This window comes from Pseudomonas sp. GW821-FHT01E10 (assembly GCF_059422365.1).
In genome coordinates, this window is record NZ_JBWKWT010000007.1 from 41,552 (window position 1) to 57,519 (window position 15,968).

The following is a 15,968-nucleotide window of genomic DNA, read 5'->3' on the forward strand; positions in this document are numbered from 1 at the left end:
CCGATGGCGCCTTCGCTGTAGGAGCGAGGCTTGCTCGCGAAGGCCACACCGCGGTGCCACTGAAAACCCATAAAAAAACGGAGCCCCCGAACGAAGGCTCCGTTTTTTTTATGCAGCCAACCTGAAATCAGGCCAGTTTTTTGTGCCGTACCCGGTGCGGCTGGGAGGCCGCTTCGCCGAGGCGCTTCTTGCGATCGGCTTCGTACTCGGTGTAGTTGCCTTCGAAGAACACCGCTTGCGAGTCGTCTTCGTACGCCAGGATGTGAGTCGCGACGCGGTCAAGGAACCACCGATCGTGAGAGATCACAATGGCGGCGCCCGGGAAGTCCAGCAAGGCTTCTTCCAGGGAACGCAGGGTTTCAACGTCGAGGTCGTTGGACGGTTCGTCGAGCAGCAGGACGTTGCCGCCCTCTTTCAGGGTCAGGGCCAGGTGCAAGCGACCACGCTCACCACCGGACAGGTCCTTGACGAACTTCTGCTGATCGCCACCCTTGAAGTTGAAACGACCGACGTAGGTACGCGACGGGATCTCGTAGTTGCCGATGCGAATCTGGTCGGAACCGTCGGAGATCTGCTGGAACACAGTCTTACTGCCATCCAGGTCTTCACGGCTCTGGTCGACGCACGCCAGTTGCACGGTTTCGCCGACTTCGATGCTGCCCGAATCCGGCGTTTCCTTGCCCATCAGCATGCGGAACAGGGTCGATTTACCGGCACCGTTACCACCGATCACGCCAACGATGGCGCCTTTAGGCATGGAGAACGACAGGTTGTCGATCAGCACGCGATCGCCGTAGCCCTTGGTGACGTTCTTGAACTCGATGACCTTGTCGCCCAGGCGTGGACCGGCCGGGATGTAGATCTCGTTGGTTTCGCTGCGCTTCTGGAATTCCTGCGATTGCATTTCTTCGAAGCGTTGCAGACGAGCCTTGGACTTGGACTGGCGGGCCTTGGCGCCTTTGCGCACCCACTCCAGCTCTTCCTTCATGGCCTTTTCGTGAGCCGATTGCTGCTTGGATTCGGCAGCCAGACGATCGGACTTGGCTTCGAGCCAACCCGAATAGTTGCCCTCGTACGGGATACCGGCGCCGCGGTCGAGTTCGAGGATCCAGCCGGCAACGTTGTCCAGGAAGTAACGGTCGTGCGTGATCGCAACCACGGTGCCCGGGAAATCGTGCAGGAAGTGCTCCAGCCAGGCGACGGAGTCGGCGTCCAGGTGGTTGGTTGGTTCGTCGAGCAGCAGCATGTCCGGGGCGGACAGCAGCAGGCGGCACAGGGCCACACGACGCTTTTCACCACCGGAAAGATGTTCAACCCTGGCATCCCAGGCCGGCAGACGCAGCGCATCGGCAGCGACTTCCAGTTGGCGATCCAGGTTGTGGCCATCGCTGGCCTGCAGGATGGCTTCAAGTTTGGCTTGCTCTGCAGCCAGCTTGTCGAAGTCGGCATCCGGATCGGCGTAGGCCGCGTAGACCTCGTCCAGACGCGCCTGGGCGTCCTTGATCACGCTGACCGCTTCCTCGACCACTTCACGCACGGTCTTGGTCGGGTCCAGGATCGGTTCTTGCGGCAGGTAGCCGATGTTCAGGTCCGGCATCGGACGGGCTTCACCGTCGAACTCGGTGTCGACGCCTGCCATGATTTTCAGCAGCGTGGACTTACCCGAACCGTTGAGACCGAGGACGCCGATTTTGGCGCCGGGGAAGAACGACAGCGAAATGTTTTTCAGGATTTCCCGCTTCGGCGGAACAACTTTGCCCAGCCGATGCATGGTGAAGACGTATTGAGCCATGGAGAACCTAGGGTCAGTGACTGATGAATGATTGGAGCGCAGGCGATGCCCGGCCAGGCCATGCGCGTCGTTCGTTTGATGGGTATCAAGGCGTGCGCGCTGAAAAAAACCTGAGTCTAGGAGCTGGAACGCTCCCGCGTAACCGGCAAAGCTACCTCATTGACAGAAGGCAGTCCAGCCGAGCGGGGCTGGCACTTCGCCACAACTCAAGGCATGCTAGCCGCCCTTCGGGCGTCCGGCTTATAGTGCACGCCGCGCCAGTCCAGCCAAACCGCAGGATTACAGTTTGTCCAATGTCACTCCGCCACCGTCCGCGAGCGTGCTCAACCCTGGGCTCGGCTCGCCCCTGCGCGGAAGCTTGAAGGGCGCGCTGGCGACTCTCGTGCTGTTGCTGCTCGCACTGCTGTTCTGGCAGTTGCTGGATCAACTGCGCGAAACCCAGAAAAACCAGCGCCAGTACACCATCAACTACACCGCCGACCTGGCTTCGCAAGTCAGCCTCAACATGGCGCTCAACGCCCAGATCGCCCTTAATCTGCTACCGATCGTCGAACAACCGCAAAGCGCCGACGAACAGCAGACATTGCTGCGCAAACTGCAACAGTCGCTGCCCGACCTGCGCAGCCTGGCGCTGCTCAGCCCCTCCGGGAAAGTCCTGAGTGACAGCGCCGTCGACAGCCAGGACGCCAACTACCTGAGCGAACTGGTCCAGCGCAGTCGCGCCCAGGCCCACTATTTCAGCAATGCCGATGACGGCTCGGTGGTGCACCTGCTCCTGCATCAGGCCAGCGGCAGCACTCGCGGCTACTGGGCCCTGCGCCTGACACCGACATTTTTTTCTTCATTGACCAAACAGGGCGACGCCGGCCTTCGCCCCCTGTGGCTGGTGGAAAACCGCATCAATCATCAGATCATCAGTCGCGATGACGCCCTGCCTTCAGCCAAACCCGCAGCGCTGACACCCGACGAACTGACCAACAGCGTATTGATCGTCCCCCTGAGCAGCAGCGACTGGCAACTGCGCGGGCTGTTCGACCGGCAACGGGTGATCGAACAACTGCTGCCGGCATTCATCGGCAAATGCCTGCTGGGCCTGGCCTTCTCACTGTTACCGTTCATCGCTTTGCTGAACATTCGTCGCCGCCAACGCCAACTGCATGAAGGCCGCCGACGCTATCAGGACATCTTCGAAGGCACCGGTGTTGCCCTGTGCGTGCTGGACCTGTCCGGGCTCAAAAGCTTTTTCGACAAGGCGCAACTCACCAGCAGCGAGCAGCTGAGAACCTGGCTCGGGATACCGGAGCAACGCCAGCAACTGTTGCAGGAACTGCGCATCACCGAGGTCAACCAGGTCGCCCTGCAACTGCTCAACGTCAATTCCTGCGATCAGGCCTGGAAACTACTGATCAACGGCTGCCCACTGGACTGCACGGCCATCGGCAATCAAGTGCTCGAAGCGGTGCTCCACCAGCAGAAACAGCTTGAGCTGGAAATCAAGCTTCAGGACGCCAATGGCCGCGACCAGCACTTGTGGCTCGTGCTGCGCCTGCCGGAAGATCAGCCCGACCATAGAGCGGTGATCCTGAGCATCAGCGACATCACCAGCCGCAAACTCATTGAGCTTTCGCTGCTGGAGCGCGAAGGATTCTGGTCCGATGTGGTGCGCACCGTGCCGGATCACCTGTATGTGCAAGACGTGATCAGCCAGCGGATGATCTTCAGCAACCATCACCTGGGGCAGACGCTGGGTTACAACCGCACCGAGCTGCACCAGATGGGCGAGTACTTCTGGGAAATCCTCTTGCACCCGGAAGATGCCGACTACTACCACCGCTCTCGCCAATCTCAGCGTCAGGCGGGTTACACCCAATTGCTGCAGTGCCAGCTGCGCTTCCGTCATCGCGATGGCAAATGGCGGCGTTTCGATATTCGCGAACAGGCCCTGGCGCGGGACAAGCACGATCAGGTCACGCGCATCATCGGTGTGGCCAAGGACATCACCGAGCAGATCGAAGCCAGTGAATCCCTGCGCGACAGCGAGCAGCGCTACCGGATGCTCGCCGAAAGTATCAGCGACGTGATTTTCTCCACTGACAGCAAGATGGCGCTCAATTACGTCAGCCCTTCGGTGCAAGCGGTGCTGGGCTTCGACGCCGACTGGATATTCCAGAACGGCTGGCAATCGACCATCGCCAACCCGCAACAACTGAGCGGCATCTACAGCCTGATGGACCGGGTCAGCAAAGCGCTGGATAAACCCGATCAACTGACACTGCTGCGCAGTCAGGTGCAGACCCAACTGTTTTTGTTCGACTGCCTGCGGGCCGACGGACGCAAGATCCCTATCGAGTTGCGTCTGGTGTTGGTCTGGGACGAACACGGCGCCTTCGAAGGTGTGCTCGGGGTCGGTCGCGACATCAGCCAGCAACGCCGGGCCGAGAAGGACCTGCGCATGGCGGCCACGGTATTCGAGCACTCCACCTCGGCGATTCTGATCACTGACCCGGCCGGCTATATCGTCCAGGCCAACGAGGCCTTCAGTCGCGTCAGCGGCTATGCGGTGTCCCAGGTGCTCGATCAGTTGCCGAACATGCTCACCGTCGACGAGCAGCAGGAAACTCATCTGCGCTACGTGCTCAAGCAATTGCATCAGCACAGCACCTGGGAAGGCGAAGTCTGGCTCAAGCGTCGCAACGGCGAGCACTATCCGGCCTGGGTCGGGATTACGGCGGTGCTCGACGACGAAGGCGATCTGGCCAGTTATGTGTGTTTCTTCAGCGACATCAGCGAACGCAAGGCCAGTGAGCAACGGATTCACCGCCTCGCCTATTACGACGCCCTGACCCACCTGCCCAACCGCACGCTGTTCCAGGATCGCCTGCACACTGCGCTGCAATCGGCCGAACGGCAGAAGTCCTGGGTGGTGCTGATGTTCCTCGACCTGGACCGCTTCAAGCCGATCAACGACTCCCTGGGTCATGCCGCCGGCGACCGCATGCTCAAGGAAATGGCCACGCGCCTGCTCGGCTGCGTCGACGATGACGACACCGTGGCGCGTATGGGCGGTGATGAGTTCACATTGCTGCTGCAACCCCGGGTCAACCGCGAGATCGCGCTGAACCGAGCCATTCACGTGGCCGAACAGATCCTCGCCAGCCTGGTGAAGCCGTTCGTGCTCGAAGGCCGCGAGTTCTTCGTCACCGCCAGTATCGGCATCGCCCTGAGTCCTCAGGACGGTAGCGAACTCAGTCAGCTGATGAAGAACGCCGACACCGCGATGTACCACGCCAAGGAACGCGGCAAGAACAACTTCCAGTTCTATCAGGCCGACATGAACGCCAGCGCCCTGGAGCGTCTGGAGCTGGAAAGCGACTTGCGCCACGCTCTGGAACAAAACGAATTCGTGCTGTACTACCAGCCGCAATTCAGCGGCGACGGCAAACGCCTGACCGGCGCCGAAGCCCTGCTGCGCTGGCGCCATCCGCGCCGCGGCCTGGTGCCGCCAGGGGACTTCATTCCGGTGCTCGAAGAGCTCGGGCTGGTGGTGGATGTCGGCGACTGGGTGATCGGTGAGGCCTGTCGTCAACTCAAGACCTGGCACCAGGCCAAGGTGCGGGTGCCGAAGGTCTCGGTGAATATTTCGGCCCGGCAGTTCTCCGACGGGCAGCTCGGCACGCGGATCGCCACCATCCTCAGGGAAACCGGCCTGCCGCCGGCGTGCCTGGAGCTGGAGCTGACCGAAAGTATCCTGATGCGTGAAGTCAGCGAGGCGATGCAGATCCTCGCCGGACTGAAAAACCTCGGCCTGAGCATTGCGGTCGACGACTTCGGCACCGGTTATTCATCGCTCAACTACCTCAAGCAATTCCCGATCGATGTGCTGAAAATCGACCGCACCTTCGTTGATGGCCTGCCGTCGGGCGAGCAGGATGCGCAGATTGCCCGGGCGATCATCGCCATGGCCCACAGCCTCAATCTGGCGGTAATCGCCGAGGGTGTGGAAACCCACGAACAGCTCGACTTCCTGCGCGAGCATGGCTGCGATGAGGTTCAGGGCTACCTGTTCGGCCGCCCGATGCCGGCCGGCCGGTTCGAAGCGCAGTTCAGCAATGATGCGTTGTTCATGTTCGACTGAAGAGGAACTTCTGTGGCGCGGGGGCTTGCCCCCCGTTGGGTCGCGAAGCGGCCCCAAAACCCGCGATGACATTTCTTCAGACAAACCGTGTTCGCGCAAATTACGACTGCTTCGCAGCCGAACGGGGGCAAGCCCCCTCGCCACAGACGCTACAAATCCTGCGCATGAACACCACTTGTCTGCGACATGATGTCCTTTCATATGCCATCTAAAAGCGGTTGGGTTAGAATGCCTCCCTTTTCTGCCCCGATCCTTGAGGACCGCCATGTTCAGCCGTGATTTGACTATTGCCAAGTTCGACGCCGATCTTTTTGCCGCCATGGAGCAAGAAGCTCAGCGCCAGGAAGAACACATTGAGCTGATCGCTTCGGAAAACTACACCAGCCCTGCGGTGATGGAAGCTCAAGGCTCGGTACTGACCAACAAGTACGCCGAAGGCTACCCGGGCAAGCGCTACTACGGTGGTTGCGAGTTCGTCGATATCGTCGAACAACTGGCCATCGACCGCGCCAAAGAGCTGTTCGGCGCCGATTACGCCAACGTTCAGCCGCACGCCGGTTCGCAAGCCAACAGCGCCGTTTACCTGGCCCTGCTGCAAGCGGGCGACACCATTCTGGGCATGAGCCTGGCTCACGGTGGTCACCTGACCCACGGTGCCAGCGTTTCTTCCTCCGGCAAGCTGTACAACGCCGTTCAGTACGGCATCGATGCCAATGGCCTGATCGACTACGACGAAGTCGAGCGTCTGGCCGTTGAGCACAAGCCGAAAATGATCGTGGCCGGTTTCTCTGCCTACTCGCAGGTTCTGGACTTCCCACGCTTCCGCGCTATCGCTGACAAGGTTGGTGCTTACCTGTTCGTCGACATGGCCCACGTGGCCGGTCTGGTCGCCGCTGGCGTCTACCCGAACCCGGTGCCTTTCGCTGACGTGGTGACCACCACCACCCACAAAACCCTGCGCGGTCCACGTGGCGGCCTGATCCTGGCTCGCGCCAACGCCGACATCGAGAAGAAGCTGAACTCCGCAGTATTCCCGGGCGCCCAGGGCGGCCCGCTGGAGCACGTGATCGCTGCCAAGGCGATCTGCTTCAAGGAAGCGCTGCAGCCTGAGTTCAAGGCCTACCAGCAACAAGTAGTGAAAAACGCCCAGGCCATGGCCGGCGTGTTCATCGAGCGCGGTTTCGACGTGGTGTCGGGCGGTACTCAGAACCACCTGTTCCTGCTGTCGCTGATCAAGCAGGAAATCTCCGGTAAAGACGCCGACGCTGCACTGGGCAAAGCGTTCATCACCGTGAACAAGAACTCGGTACCGAACGATCCACGCTCCCCGTTCGTCACCTCCGGCCTGCGTTTCGGTACCCCGGCTGTGACCACTCGCGGCTTCAAGGAAGCCGAGTGCAAAGAGCTGGCCGGCTGGATCTGCGACATCCTGGCTGACCTGAACAACGAAGCGGTGATCGACGCCGTTCGTGAGAAGGTCAAGGCCATCTGCAAGAAACTGCCGGTGTACGGCGCTTAATTGCCCCGCTAAACCGCAGCAATGAAAAAACCGGCCAGTGATGGCCGGTTTTTTTTCGTCCGCCATAAAGATCAATTGGGGTTGGCACCACTGGTCAGACCGGTCATGCCAATTTTGCTGCATCCCCTTGTAATCCTGAAAAAATCCAGCGTAGACTGCGCCTGCACTGGACATACCGGTAAGACCACAATAATTAAGTCCTGAATCTGATGCGCTTGGCGCACGGCAGCCAGGACACCGACCAGGATTCCTCCCATGCTCAGATGGTGCTCGCGTTCAATCTTCCTTCAAGTGGTTCTCGGACTGGTGCTCGGCATCGTCTGCGGGCTGACCCTTCCCGAATACTCCGCCCAACTCAAACCCCTTGGCGACGGCTTCATCAAACTGATCAAGATGCTTATTGGCCTGATCGTGTTTTGCGTGGTGGTTAGCGGCATCAGCGGTGCCGGTGACCTGAAGAAGGTCGGACGCATCGGCCTCAAATCGGTCATCTACTTCGAAATACTGACCACCATCGCCCTGGTGATCGGCCTGGTGTTCGCCTTCACAACCGGCATCGGCAGCGGCGCGAACATTCATCTGGAGCAGCTCTCCGCCGCCGACATGGGCGACATCGCCCAGCGCGGTCAGCACATGCACACCACCACGCAGTTCCTGATGGACCTGATTCCGACCTCGGTGATCGGCGCCTTCGCCGACAACAACATCCTGCAAGTCCTGCTGTTTTCGGTGCTGTTCGGCAGCGCGCTGAATCTGGTGGGTGAAGCGGCGTCGGGTATTTCCCGGCTGATCAACGAGCTGAGCCATGTAATCTTCCGCATCATGGGCATGATCGTGCGCCTGGCGCCGATCGGCGTCTTCGGCGCCATCGCCTTCACCACCAGCAAATATGGCCTGGACTCGCTGCAACACCTGGGCAGCCTGGTCGGCCTGTTTTACCTGACCTGCGCGGCATTCGTGGCGCTGATTCTCGGCCTGGTGATGCGCCTCTCGGGCCTGCGGATGTGGCCACTGCTCAAGTACCTGCGTGAAGAACTGCTGATCGTCATGGGCACCGCTTCTTCCGACGCCGTGCTGCCACAAATCATGCGCAAGCTTGAGCATCTGGGCATCGGCAGCTCCACGGTCGGCCTGGTGATTCCGACCGGGTACTCATTCAACCTTGACGGTTTTTCGATCTACCTGACCCTGGCCATCGTGTTCATCGCCAATGCCACCGGCACGCCGCTGGCCATGACTGACCTGCTGACGATTCTGCTGGTGTCGCTGATCACCTCCAAAGGCGCCCACGGGATTCCCGGCTCGGCGCTGGTGATTCTCGCCGCCACCCTGACGGCGATCCCGGCAATTCCGGTGGTGGGCCTGGTGCTGGTGCTGGCGGTGGACTGGTTCATGGGCATCGGTCGGGCGCTGACCAATCTGATTGGTAACTGCGTCGCCACGGTGGCCATTGCTCGCTGGGAAAAGGACATCGATATCCAACGGGCAAACAAAGTGTTGTCCGGCCAGGTGGGTTATACCTTCCAGCCGAGAAAACCGGTGGTCCCGGCACATCAGCAGGAATTTTAAACAGCGTGTGCCCGCCCACGGGCAGGCACATTTATCGCGATTTGGAGCGAACAGTGATTACCTCGTCAACCGTCGTAAATTCAGTGGTAGAAAAACTTCGGGCCGCGCTGGCCCGCGGTCAGTGGCGTTCCGGCGACATGCTGCCGGGCCAGCGTGAACTGGCCGAACAACTGGGCATCAGCCGCCCAAGCCTGCGCGAAGCGGTGATCGTGCTGGAAACCCTCGGGCTGGTGCGCTCGATGCCGGGCAAAGGCGTGGTGGTGCTGGAGGCCAATCTCAGCGACAGCCAAAGCCACGACAGCGCAGTCGCCGGGGCCAGCCTGGAAGACGTGCTGCAACTGCGCTACACCCTCGAACCGTTCATCGTCGGCCTGGTGGCGCAGTCCATCAGCAGCAAGGAAGTCGGGCAACTGCGCCTGACCCTGATGGACATGCGCGAAGCCCTGGAAGCCAATGACAGCGAGGCCGGTGTGAACGCCTACATCGCGTTCCACGAAGAGTTGTTCACCCTGACCTCGAACCCGATTTTCCAGAGCGTGGTGCAGCAGACCAGCAATGCCCTCAAGCAAAGCGCCGACGTGCTGCGCAATTCTCCGGAGCACTTGGCTGAGCGCCTTGAAGAAAGCGAAGCCATGGTACGAGCGATCCGCAGCAAAAACAGCGCCCAGGCCAGCGCCGAAATGCGTCGGCACATCCTTCGGGAAGGTCAACGGATGGGCATCGAATTGAATATCCCGGACGACCACCTCGGCAGTTGACCCCCTCTTCGAACTGGAGACAGGCCATGAACAGCTTCGCCTCACCACAAACTCTTGTTGCCCTGCCCTTTCGCCCGCCGGTGGATGATCTCTATTCGCGAATCTTCGACGCCATTCTCGAACAGCGCATCAATGCGGCCAGTCGCTTTACCGAAGAAAGCCTGGCGCAGATGTTCGGTGCCAGGCGCAGTGACATTCGTGGAGTACTGACGCAGCTGTCCCATCAGCAGATCATCATCCTGCGGACCAATCATCGCCCCCGGGTCGCCGATCCCGATGCCGAACAGACCCGTCAGACGCTACATGCTCGCCGTCTGACCGAAGTCACGCTAGTGAAACTTGCCTGCCAGCAACCTCGTGCGCAAAACCTGAAGCGCCTGCGAGCCTTGATCGAAAGCGAACGCCAATGCAAGGAGCGTGGTCCAGCGATCCGGTTATCGGGGGAGTTTCACTTGCAACTGGCCGAAATGGCGGGAAATGCACCGCTGGCGCATTTTCTTGGCAGTCTGGTGCCGCTGACTTCATTGGCGATTGCGCAGTATGACGCTCAGACCGGTGATTATTGCGGATGGCAGGAGCACATGGGGATTGTCGATGCGGTGGAACGTGGGAATGTGGTGATGGCCGAAATGTTGATGCACCGGCATCTGGATCATCTTGAGAAGGTACTGCTGCACTCCGGATCAGTACTCAGCCAGAATCGTGTTGCCGGGTAGATTGCCATCGCGAGCAGGCTCGATCCCACACTGGAAATGCATCCCCTTGTGGGAGCGACGGTGCGACGATTCGACCTGCTTGCGACGACGGCATCGGGCCCGCTGAAAATGTCGGGGCTTACTGCGCCGCAACCCGCGCAAACCCCTCGCGAATCTTCTCCTCCGGCAACTCATCGGCAATAAACACGATCACGCTTTCGCGCGTGTCATCGTCCGCCCACTCGGTATCCCAATCGAAGCCGTACAGTTTCAGCACGCCCTGGAACACCATGCGCCGCGGCTCACCAAGAATGTTCAAAACGCCTTTGTAGCGCAGCAATTGCTTGCCATGGTCTTCCAGCAGTTCGTTCATGAACTCGCTGAGCTTGTCGATATCCAGCGGTTTGTCGGTACGCAGCACCAGGCTGGAAATGCGATCGATGGAGGGCGCCTTGCTCACCGGGCGCAAACTCACGCCACCACCGAGGTCGGCATTGAGGTTGAAGCCACGCACATCGAGCAATTCGGCCAGATCAATCTTACCGTGGTCGACCACACGAATCGGCGCGCGACGGTTGATCCGGGTCAGGCGCTCGCTGAGGGCGGTGAAGGTCGGCTCATCCACCAGATCGCGCTTGCTCACCAGCAAGCGGTCGGCAAAACCGATCTGCGCCTGGGCAATGGTCTGGGTCAGGTGCAGTTCGGCATGAGCCGCGTCCACCAGGGTGATGATGCCGTCGAGGATGTAGCGCTCGCGCAGCTCTTCATCGATAAAAAAGGTTTGTGCCACCGGGGCCGGGTCGGCCAGACCGGTGCATTCGATCACCAGGCGGTCAAAGGCGATTTCGCCACTGTCCAGGCGCTCCAGTAGCAGGTACAGCGCTTTGGTCAAATCGGTGTGGATGGTGCAGCAGACGCAGCCGTTGGACAGCGTCATCACTTGCACTGGCTCGTCGCCCAACAGTTGGGTGTCGATGCCGGCGTCACTGAACTCGTTTTCGATCACGGCGATTTTCAGGCCGTGCTCGGCTTTGAGCAGGTGGCGCAACAAGGTGGTTTTGCCAGCGCCGAGAAAGCCGCTGAGGATCGTGACAGGGATTGGCGCTAACAAAATAAGATCTCCCGGACGCAAAAAAACTGTAGGAGCCAGGTTTGCCGGCGAAAGCATCTTGAAGATCGCCTTCGCCGACAAGCCCTGCTCCTACAGTGGTGTGTTACCTAAACCGCGTACATCAACAGCACTTCGGTCCACCCTTGCCGCCGTAACGAGCCTCTTGGCGCTCCCGAAAGAACGCCTCGTAACTCATCACCGGTTTGTCCGGGTGTTTGGTTTGCATATGCTCGACGTAGTTGTCGTAGTCGGGCATGCCGACCATCAGGCGCGCGGCCTGACCGAGGTATTTACCGAGGCGACTCAGGTCATTGAACATGCTGCAATCCTCAGGTTACGCATCCGGCAGAGCCTGGAATGGCGATTCTTTATCCGTGCGTTCTTTGGTGCCCCAGGCGGCAATACCGACCTTGAGCGCATAGAACAGGATGCTGAACACCACGAACAGGAACAGCGCGGTCAGCGTTGCGTTAGTGTAGGCGTTGTAGATCACGTGCTGCATCTGCTCGATGCTCTTGGCCGGAGCGAGGATCTGACCGTTGGCCAGGGCATCGCTGTACTTCTTGGCCAGCGACAGGAAGCCGATCGCCGGGTTGGCGTCGAACAGCTTGATGAAGCCTGCAGTGGTGGTGCAGATCAGCAACCAAACGGCTGGCAGCATGGTGACCCAGATATAGCGTTGGCGTTTCATTTTGATCAGCACAACGGTTGCCAGCATCAGCGCGATACCGGCCAGCATCTGGTTGGAGATACCGAACAATGGCCACAAGGTGTTGATGCCACCCAGCGGATCGATCACGCCTTGGTACAGCAGGTAGCCCCACATCGCCACGCAACCGGCGGTGGCGATCAGGTTGGCGGTCCAGGATTCGGTGCGTCTCAGCGCCGGTACAAAGGAGCCGAGCAAGTCCTGCAGCATGAAACGCCCGGCACGGGTACCGGCGTCGACCGCGGTCAGGATGAACAGTGCTTCGAACAGGATCGCGAAGTGGTACCAGAACGCCATGGTGTTTTCGCCCGGCAGCACGCTGTGCAGGATCTGCGCGATACCGACCGCCAGGGTCGGCGCACCGCCGGCACGGGCCAGGACGGTGGTTTCACCGATGTCCTTGGCCACCGCCTGCAACGCTTCCGGCGTGATGGCAAAGCCCCAATTGCTGACCGCTGTCGCTACCGCCACCACATCACCGCCGACAACCGCGGCCGGGCTGTTCATGGCGAAGTACACGCCCGGTTCGATCACCGAAGCGGCCACCATCGCCATGATCGCCACGAAGGATTCCATCAACATGCCGCCGTAACCGATGTAGCGAGCGTTGACTTCGTTATCCAGCAGCTTCGGCGTGGTGCCGGAAGCAATCAGCGCATGGAAACCCGACACTGCGCCACAGGCAATGGTGATGAACAGGAACGGGAACAGCCCGCCCTTCCACACCGGCCCGGTGCCGTCAATGAACTGGGTCAATGCCGGCATTTTCAGCACGGGCATGGTGATCAGAATGCCGATCGCCAGGGCGACGATGGTGCCGATCTTGAGGAACGTGGACAGGTAATCGCGAGGCGCCAGAATCAGCCACACCGGCAACACGGCCGCGACAAAACCGTAGCCGATCAGCATCCAGGTGATCTGGACCCCGGTAAAGCTGAACGCCTTGGCCCACACCGGGTCAGCGGCGATCTGCCCGCCCAGCCAGATCGAACCCAGCAGCAACGCCACGCCGATCACCGAGATTTCACCGATGCGGCCCGGGCGGATGTAGCGCATGTAGACACCCATGAACATCGCGATCGGGATGGTCGCCATTACCGTGAAAATGCCCCACGGGCTCTCGGCCAGGGCCTTGACCACGATCAGCGCCAGCACCGCGAGGATGATGATCATGATCAGGAAGCAGCCGAACAGCGCGATGGTCCCGGGGATACGGCCCATTTCTTCACGGACCATGTCGCCCAGGGAACGGCCGTTGCGGCGGGTAGACATGAACAGGACCATGAAGTCCTGAACCGCACCGGCCAGCACCACGCCGGCAATCAGCCACAGCGTACCGGGCAGGTAACCCATCTGCGCCGCCAACACCGGACCGACCAGCGGTCCCGCGCCGGCGATGGCCGCGAAGTGGTGGCCGAAAAGAATGTGTTTATTGGTCGGCACGTAGTCCAGACCGTCATTGTTGATTACGGCAGGTGTAGCCCGACGCGAATCGAGTTGCATCACATTGTTAGCGATGAACAGGCTGTAGTAGCGGTATGCGACAAGATAGATAGCGACGGCTGCGACAACGATCCACAAGGCGTTGATCGCCTCGCCTCGACGCAATGCCACTACGCCCAGGGCGCACGCTCCTACGACTGCCAGCAGCAGCCAGGGTAAGTGGCGTAGCGGGCTATTATTATTTTTCATTTTATGATTCCAGCCAGAGTGGACAAGAAAGACAGCCATCTCGAGTTTAGCGCTACTGGCGGCAAAGACCATAGTTCGACATCAGTCTAGAGCCATCACTGTGCTGGCAGCCTCCGGCAATGCAGGTCTATAGTCAGCGAACCTTTACGAGGATTGCGCCATGAGCGAACAACCTGCCGATCGCCGCCGCTTCAGACGTATTGCGTTCGATGCCCGAACCGAGCTGAGCCAAGGGGAATTCACCTGGCCGGTGCGGCTGATTGACCTATCGCTCAAGGGACTGCTGGTCGAGAAGCCCGAGCCATGGCTGGGTAATCGGGAATGGCATTTCCTGGTCGACATTCATCTCAACGATGACCTCGCCATCAAGATGGATGTGCAACTGACCCACGATGACCATGGCCAGCTCGGGTTCGTCTGCAAACACATCAGCCTGGAATCCATCGAGCGCCTGCGGCGGTTGATTGAGTTCAACCTGGGCGATCCCCGGGAACTAGAGCGCGAATTGGGTGCCCTGATCGAAGCCTGAAGGCCTCCCCCTTCCATTGTGGGAGCCTGCTCGCTCCCACAGGGTTTGTGTCCCGTTTACGGTTTATTCGAACAGTGCGTCGAGGGCCTGTTCCAGGCGCGTCACGGCGATAATCTGCAACCCCGGCGGCGGCTCTTTCGGCGCGTTGCCCTTGGGTACGATGGCGCGTTTGAAGCCGTGCTTGGCCGCCTCTTTCAAGCGCTCCTGGCCACTCGGTACCGGGCGTACTTCACCCGACAACCCGACTTCGCCAAACACCAGCAGATCGTGCGGCAGCGGCCGGTTGCGCAAACTGGACATGACCGCCGCCATCAGCGCCAGATCAGAAGCGGTTTCCAGGACCTTCACACCACCGACCACGTTGAGGAACACGTCCTGATCGTGGGTCGGGATGCCGCCGTGGCGGTGCAAAACCGCCAACAACATGGCCAGGCGATTCTGATCCAGACCGAGCGTCACCCGGCGCGGGTTGGCCAGGTGGCTGTCATCTACCAGCGCCTGGACTTCCACCAGCATCGGCCGGGTGCCTTCCCAGGTGGCCATGACCACACTGCCCGGGACTTCTTCCTGAGCGCGTGTCAGGAAAATCGCCGAAGGGTTGGAGACTTCTTTCAGTCCTTTGTCGGTCATGCCGAACACGCCCAGTTCATTCACCGCGCCGAACCGGTTTTTCACCGCCCGCAGCAAACGCAGGCGCCCATCGGATTCGCCTTCAAAATACAGAACGGTGTCGACCATGTGCTCCAGCACTCGGGGGCCGGCCAGCGCACCTTCTTTAGTGACATGGCCCACGAGGAAAATCGCCGTGCCGCTTTGCTTGGCGTAACGCACCAGCAATGCCGCACTTTCGCGCACCTGGGAGACGCCCCCCGGTGCCGACTGCAGTTGCTCGGTGAAGATCGTCTGAATCGAGTCGATCACCATCACCTTGGGCTTTTCCTGCCGGGCGGTGGCAATGATGGTTTCAATACAGGTTTCAGTCATCACCCGCAGTTGATCCTGAGGCAAGCCCAGCCGCCGGGCACGCATGGCCACTTGTTGCTGGGACTCTTCGCCGGTGACATACAGCGCCGGCATGCTCTTGGCGAGGTTGCACAAGGTTTGCAACAGAATCGTCGACTTGCCGATGCCGGGGTCACCACCGATCAACACCACCGAGCCATCCACCAGGCCCCCACCCAAAACTCGATCGAGCTCACTGGACGCCGTGGAAAAACGCGGAATTTCTTCGACGCTGACTTCGGCCAGGGTCTTGATCTGTGCCTGCTGGCCGGTCCAACCGGTGCGACCGCTGGGGGCCGCGGCGCCGCCACTCTCCACCATGGTTTCGGTCAGCGTGTTCCAGGCCCCGCATTCGCCGCACTGGCCGGCCCACTTGGGGAAGGTTGAGCCACACTCGGTGCAGCCGTACATGCGCTTGGCCTTGGCCATCTGAACTCCCGGCAAAAACCGCGATGAT

The 15,968-nt window shown here is 60.3% G+C and carries 11 protein-coding genes; 6 read left to right on the forward strand and 5 right to left on the reverse strand.

Features of this window, described 5'->3' with window-relative positions; genetic code table 11:
- Positions 1–127: 127 nt before the first annotated feature.
- On the reverse strand, positions 128–1,792 hold the full coding sequence (gene ettA, locus AC07V0_RS14750; protein ID WP_018925869.1) for an energy-dependent translational throttle protein EttA: 1,665 nt from the start codon (positions 1,790–1,792) through the stop codon (positions 128–130).
- Between the two features lie 286 nt (positions 1,793–2,078).
- On the opposite strand from ettA, the gene AC07V0_RS14755 reads away from it, so the two are divergent.
- The 5 genes from AC07V0_RS14755 (at position 2,079) to AC07V0_RS14775 (ending at position 10,489) form a co-directional block, all read left to right on the forward strand.
- Complete coding sequence (locus AC07V0_RS14755) at positions 2,079–5,927, forward strand: sensor domain-containing protein (protein ID WP_064620477.1); 3,849 nt, start codon at positions 2,079–2,081, stop codon at positions 5,925–5,927.
- Between the two features lie 265 nt (positions 5,928–6,192).
- Positions 6,193–7,446: a serine hydroxymethyltransferase gene (gene glyA / locus AC07V0_RS14760; protein ID WP_018925867.1), complete on the forward strand. Its 1,254-nt coding sequence runs from the start codon at positions 6,193–6,195 to the stop codon at positions 7,444–7,446.
- A 255-nt stretch (positions 7,447–7,701) separates the two neighbouring features.
- Complete coding sequence (locus tag AC07V0_RS14765) at positions 7,702–9,015, forward strand: C4-dicarboxylate transporter DctA (protein WP_018925865.1); 1,314 nt, start codon at positions 7,702–7,704, stop codon at positions 9,013–9,015.
- A 53-nt stretch (positions 9,016–9,068) separates the two neighbouring features.
- Entirely contained in the window at positions 9,069–9,773 is a 705-nt protein-coding gene (locus tag AC07V0_RS14770; RefSeq protein WP_018925864.1) for a FadR/GntR family transcriptional regulator, read from the forward strand.
- A gap of 26 nt (positions 9,774–9,799) precedes the next feature.
- On the forward strand, positions 9,800–10,489 hold the full coding sequence (locus tag AC07V0_RS14775) for a GntR family transcriptional regulator (RefSeq protein WP_086945913.1): 690 nt from the start codon (positions 9,800–9,802) through the stop codon (positions 10,487–10,489).
- A gap of 118 nt (positions 10,490–10,607) precedes the next feature.
- Here AC07V0_RS14775 and yjiA read toward each other — a convergent pair whose 3' ends face one another.
- From yjiA to AC07V0_RS14790, 3 genes are all read right to left on the reverse strand, one after another.
- Positions 10,608–11,579: a GTPase gene (gene yjiA / locus AC07V0_RS14780; protein ID WP_026286390.1), complete on the reverse strand. Its 972-nt coding sequence runs from the start codon at positions 11,577–11,579 to the stop codon at positions 10,608–10,610.
- Between the two features lie 121 nt (positions 11,580–11,700).
- On the reverse strand, positions 11,701–11,898 hold the full coding sequence (locus AC07V0_RS14785) for a YbdD/YjiX family protein (RefSeq protein WP_007937254.1): 198 nt from the start codon (positions 11,896–11,898) through the stop codon (positions 11,701–11,703).
- 15 nt (positions 11,899–11,913) lie between these two features.
- Complete coding sequence (locus AC07V0_RS14790) at positions 11,914–13,980, reverse strand: carbon starvation CstA family protein (RefSeq protein ID WP_086945914.1); 2,067 nt, start codon at positions 13,978–13,980, stop codon at positions 11,914–11,916.
- Positions 13,981–14,140: 160 nt separating this feature from the next.
- On the opposite strand from AC07V0_RS14790, the gene AC07V0_RS14795 reads away from it, so the two are divergent.
- Positions 14,141–14,509, forward strand: coding sequence for a PilZ domain-containing protein (locus AC07V0_RS14795; protein WP_064620492.1), 369 nt, complete (start codon positions 14,141–14,143; stop codon positions 14,507–14,509).
- Between the two features lie 63 nt (positions 14,510–14,572).
- Here AC07V0_RS14795 and radA read toward each other — a convergent pair whose 3' ends face one another.
- Entirely contained in the window at positions 14,573–15,940 is a 1,368-nt protein-coding gene (radA, locus tag AC07V0_RS14800) for a DNA repair protein RadA (RefSeq protein WP_019581287.1), read from the reverse strand.
- Between the last annotated feature and the right edge of the window lie 28 nt (positions 15,941–15,968).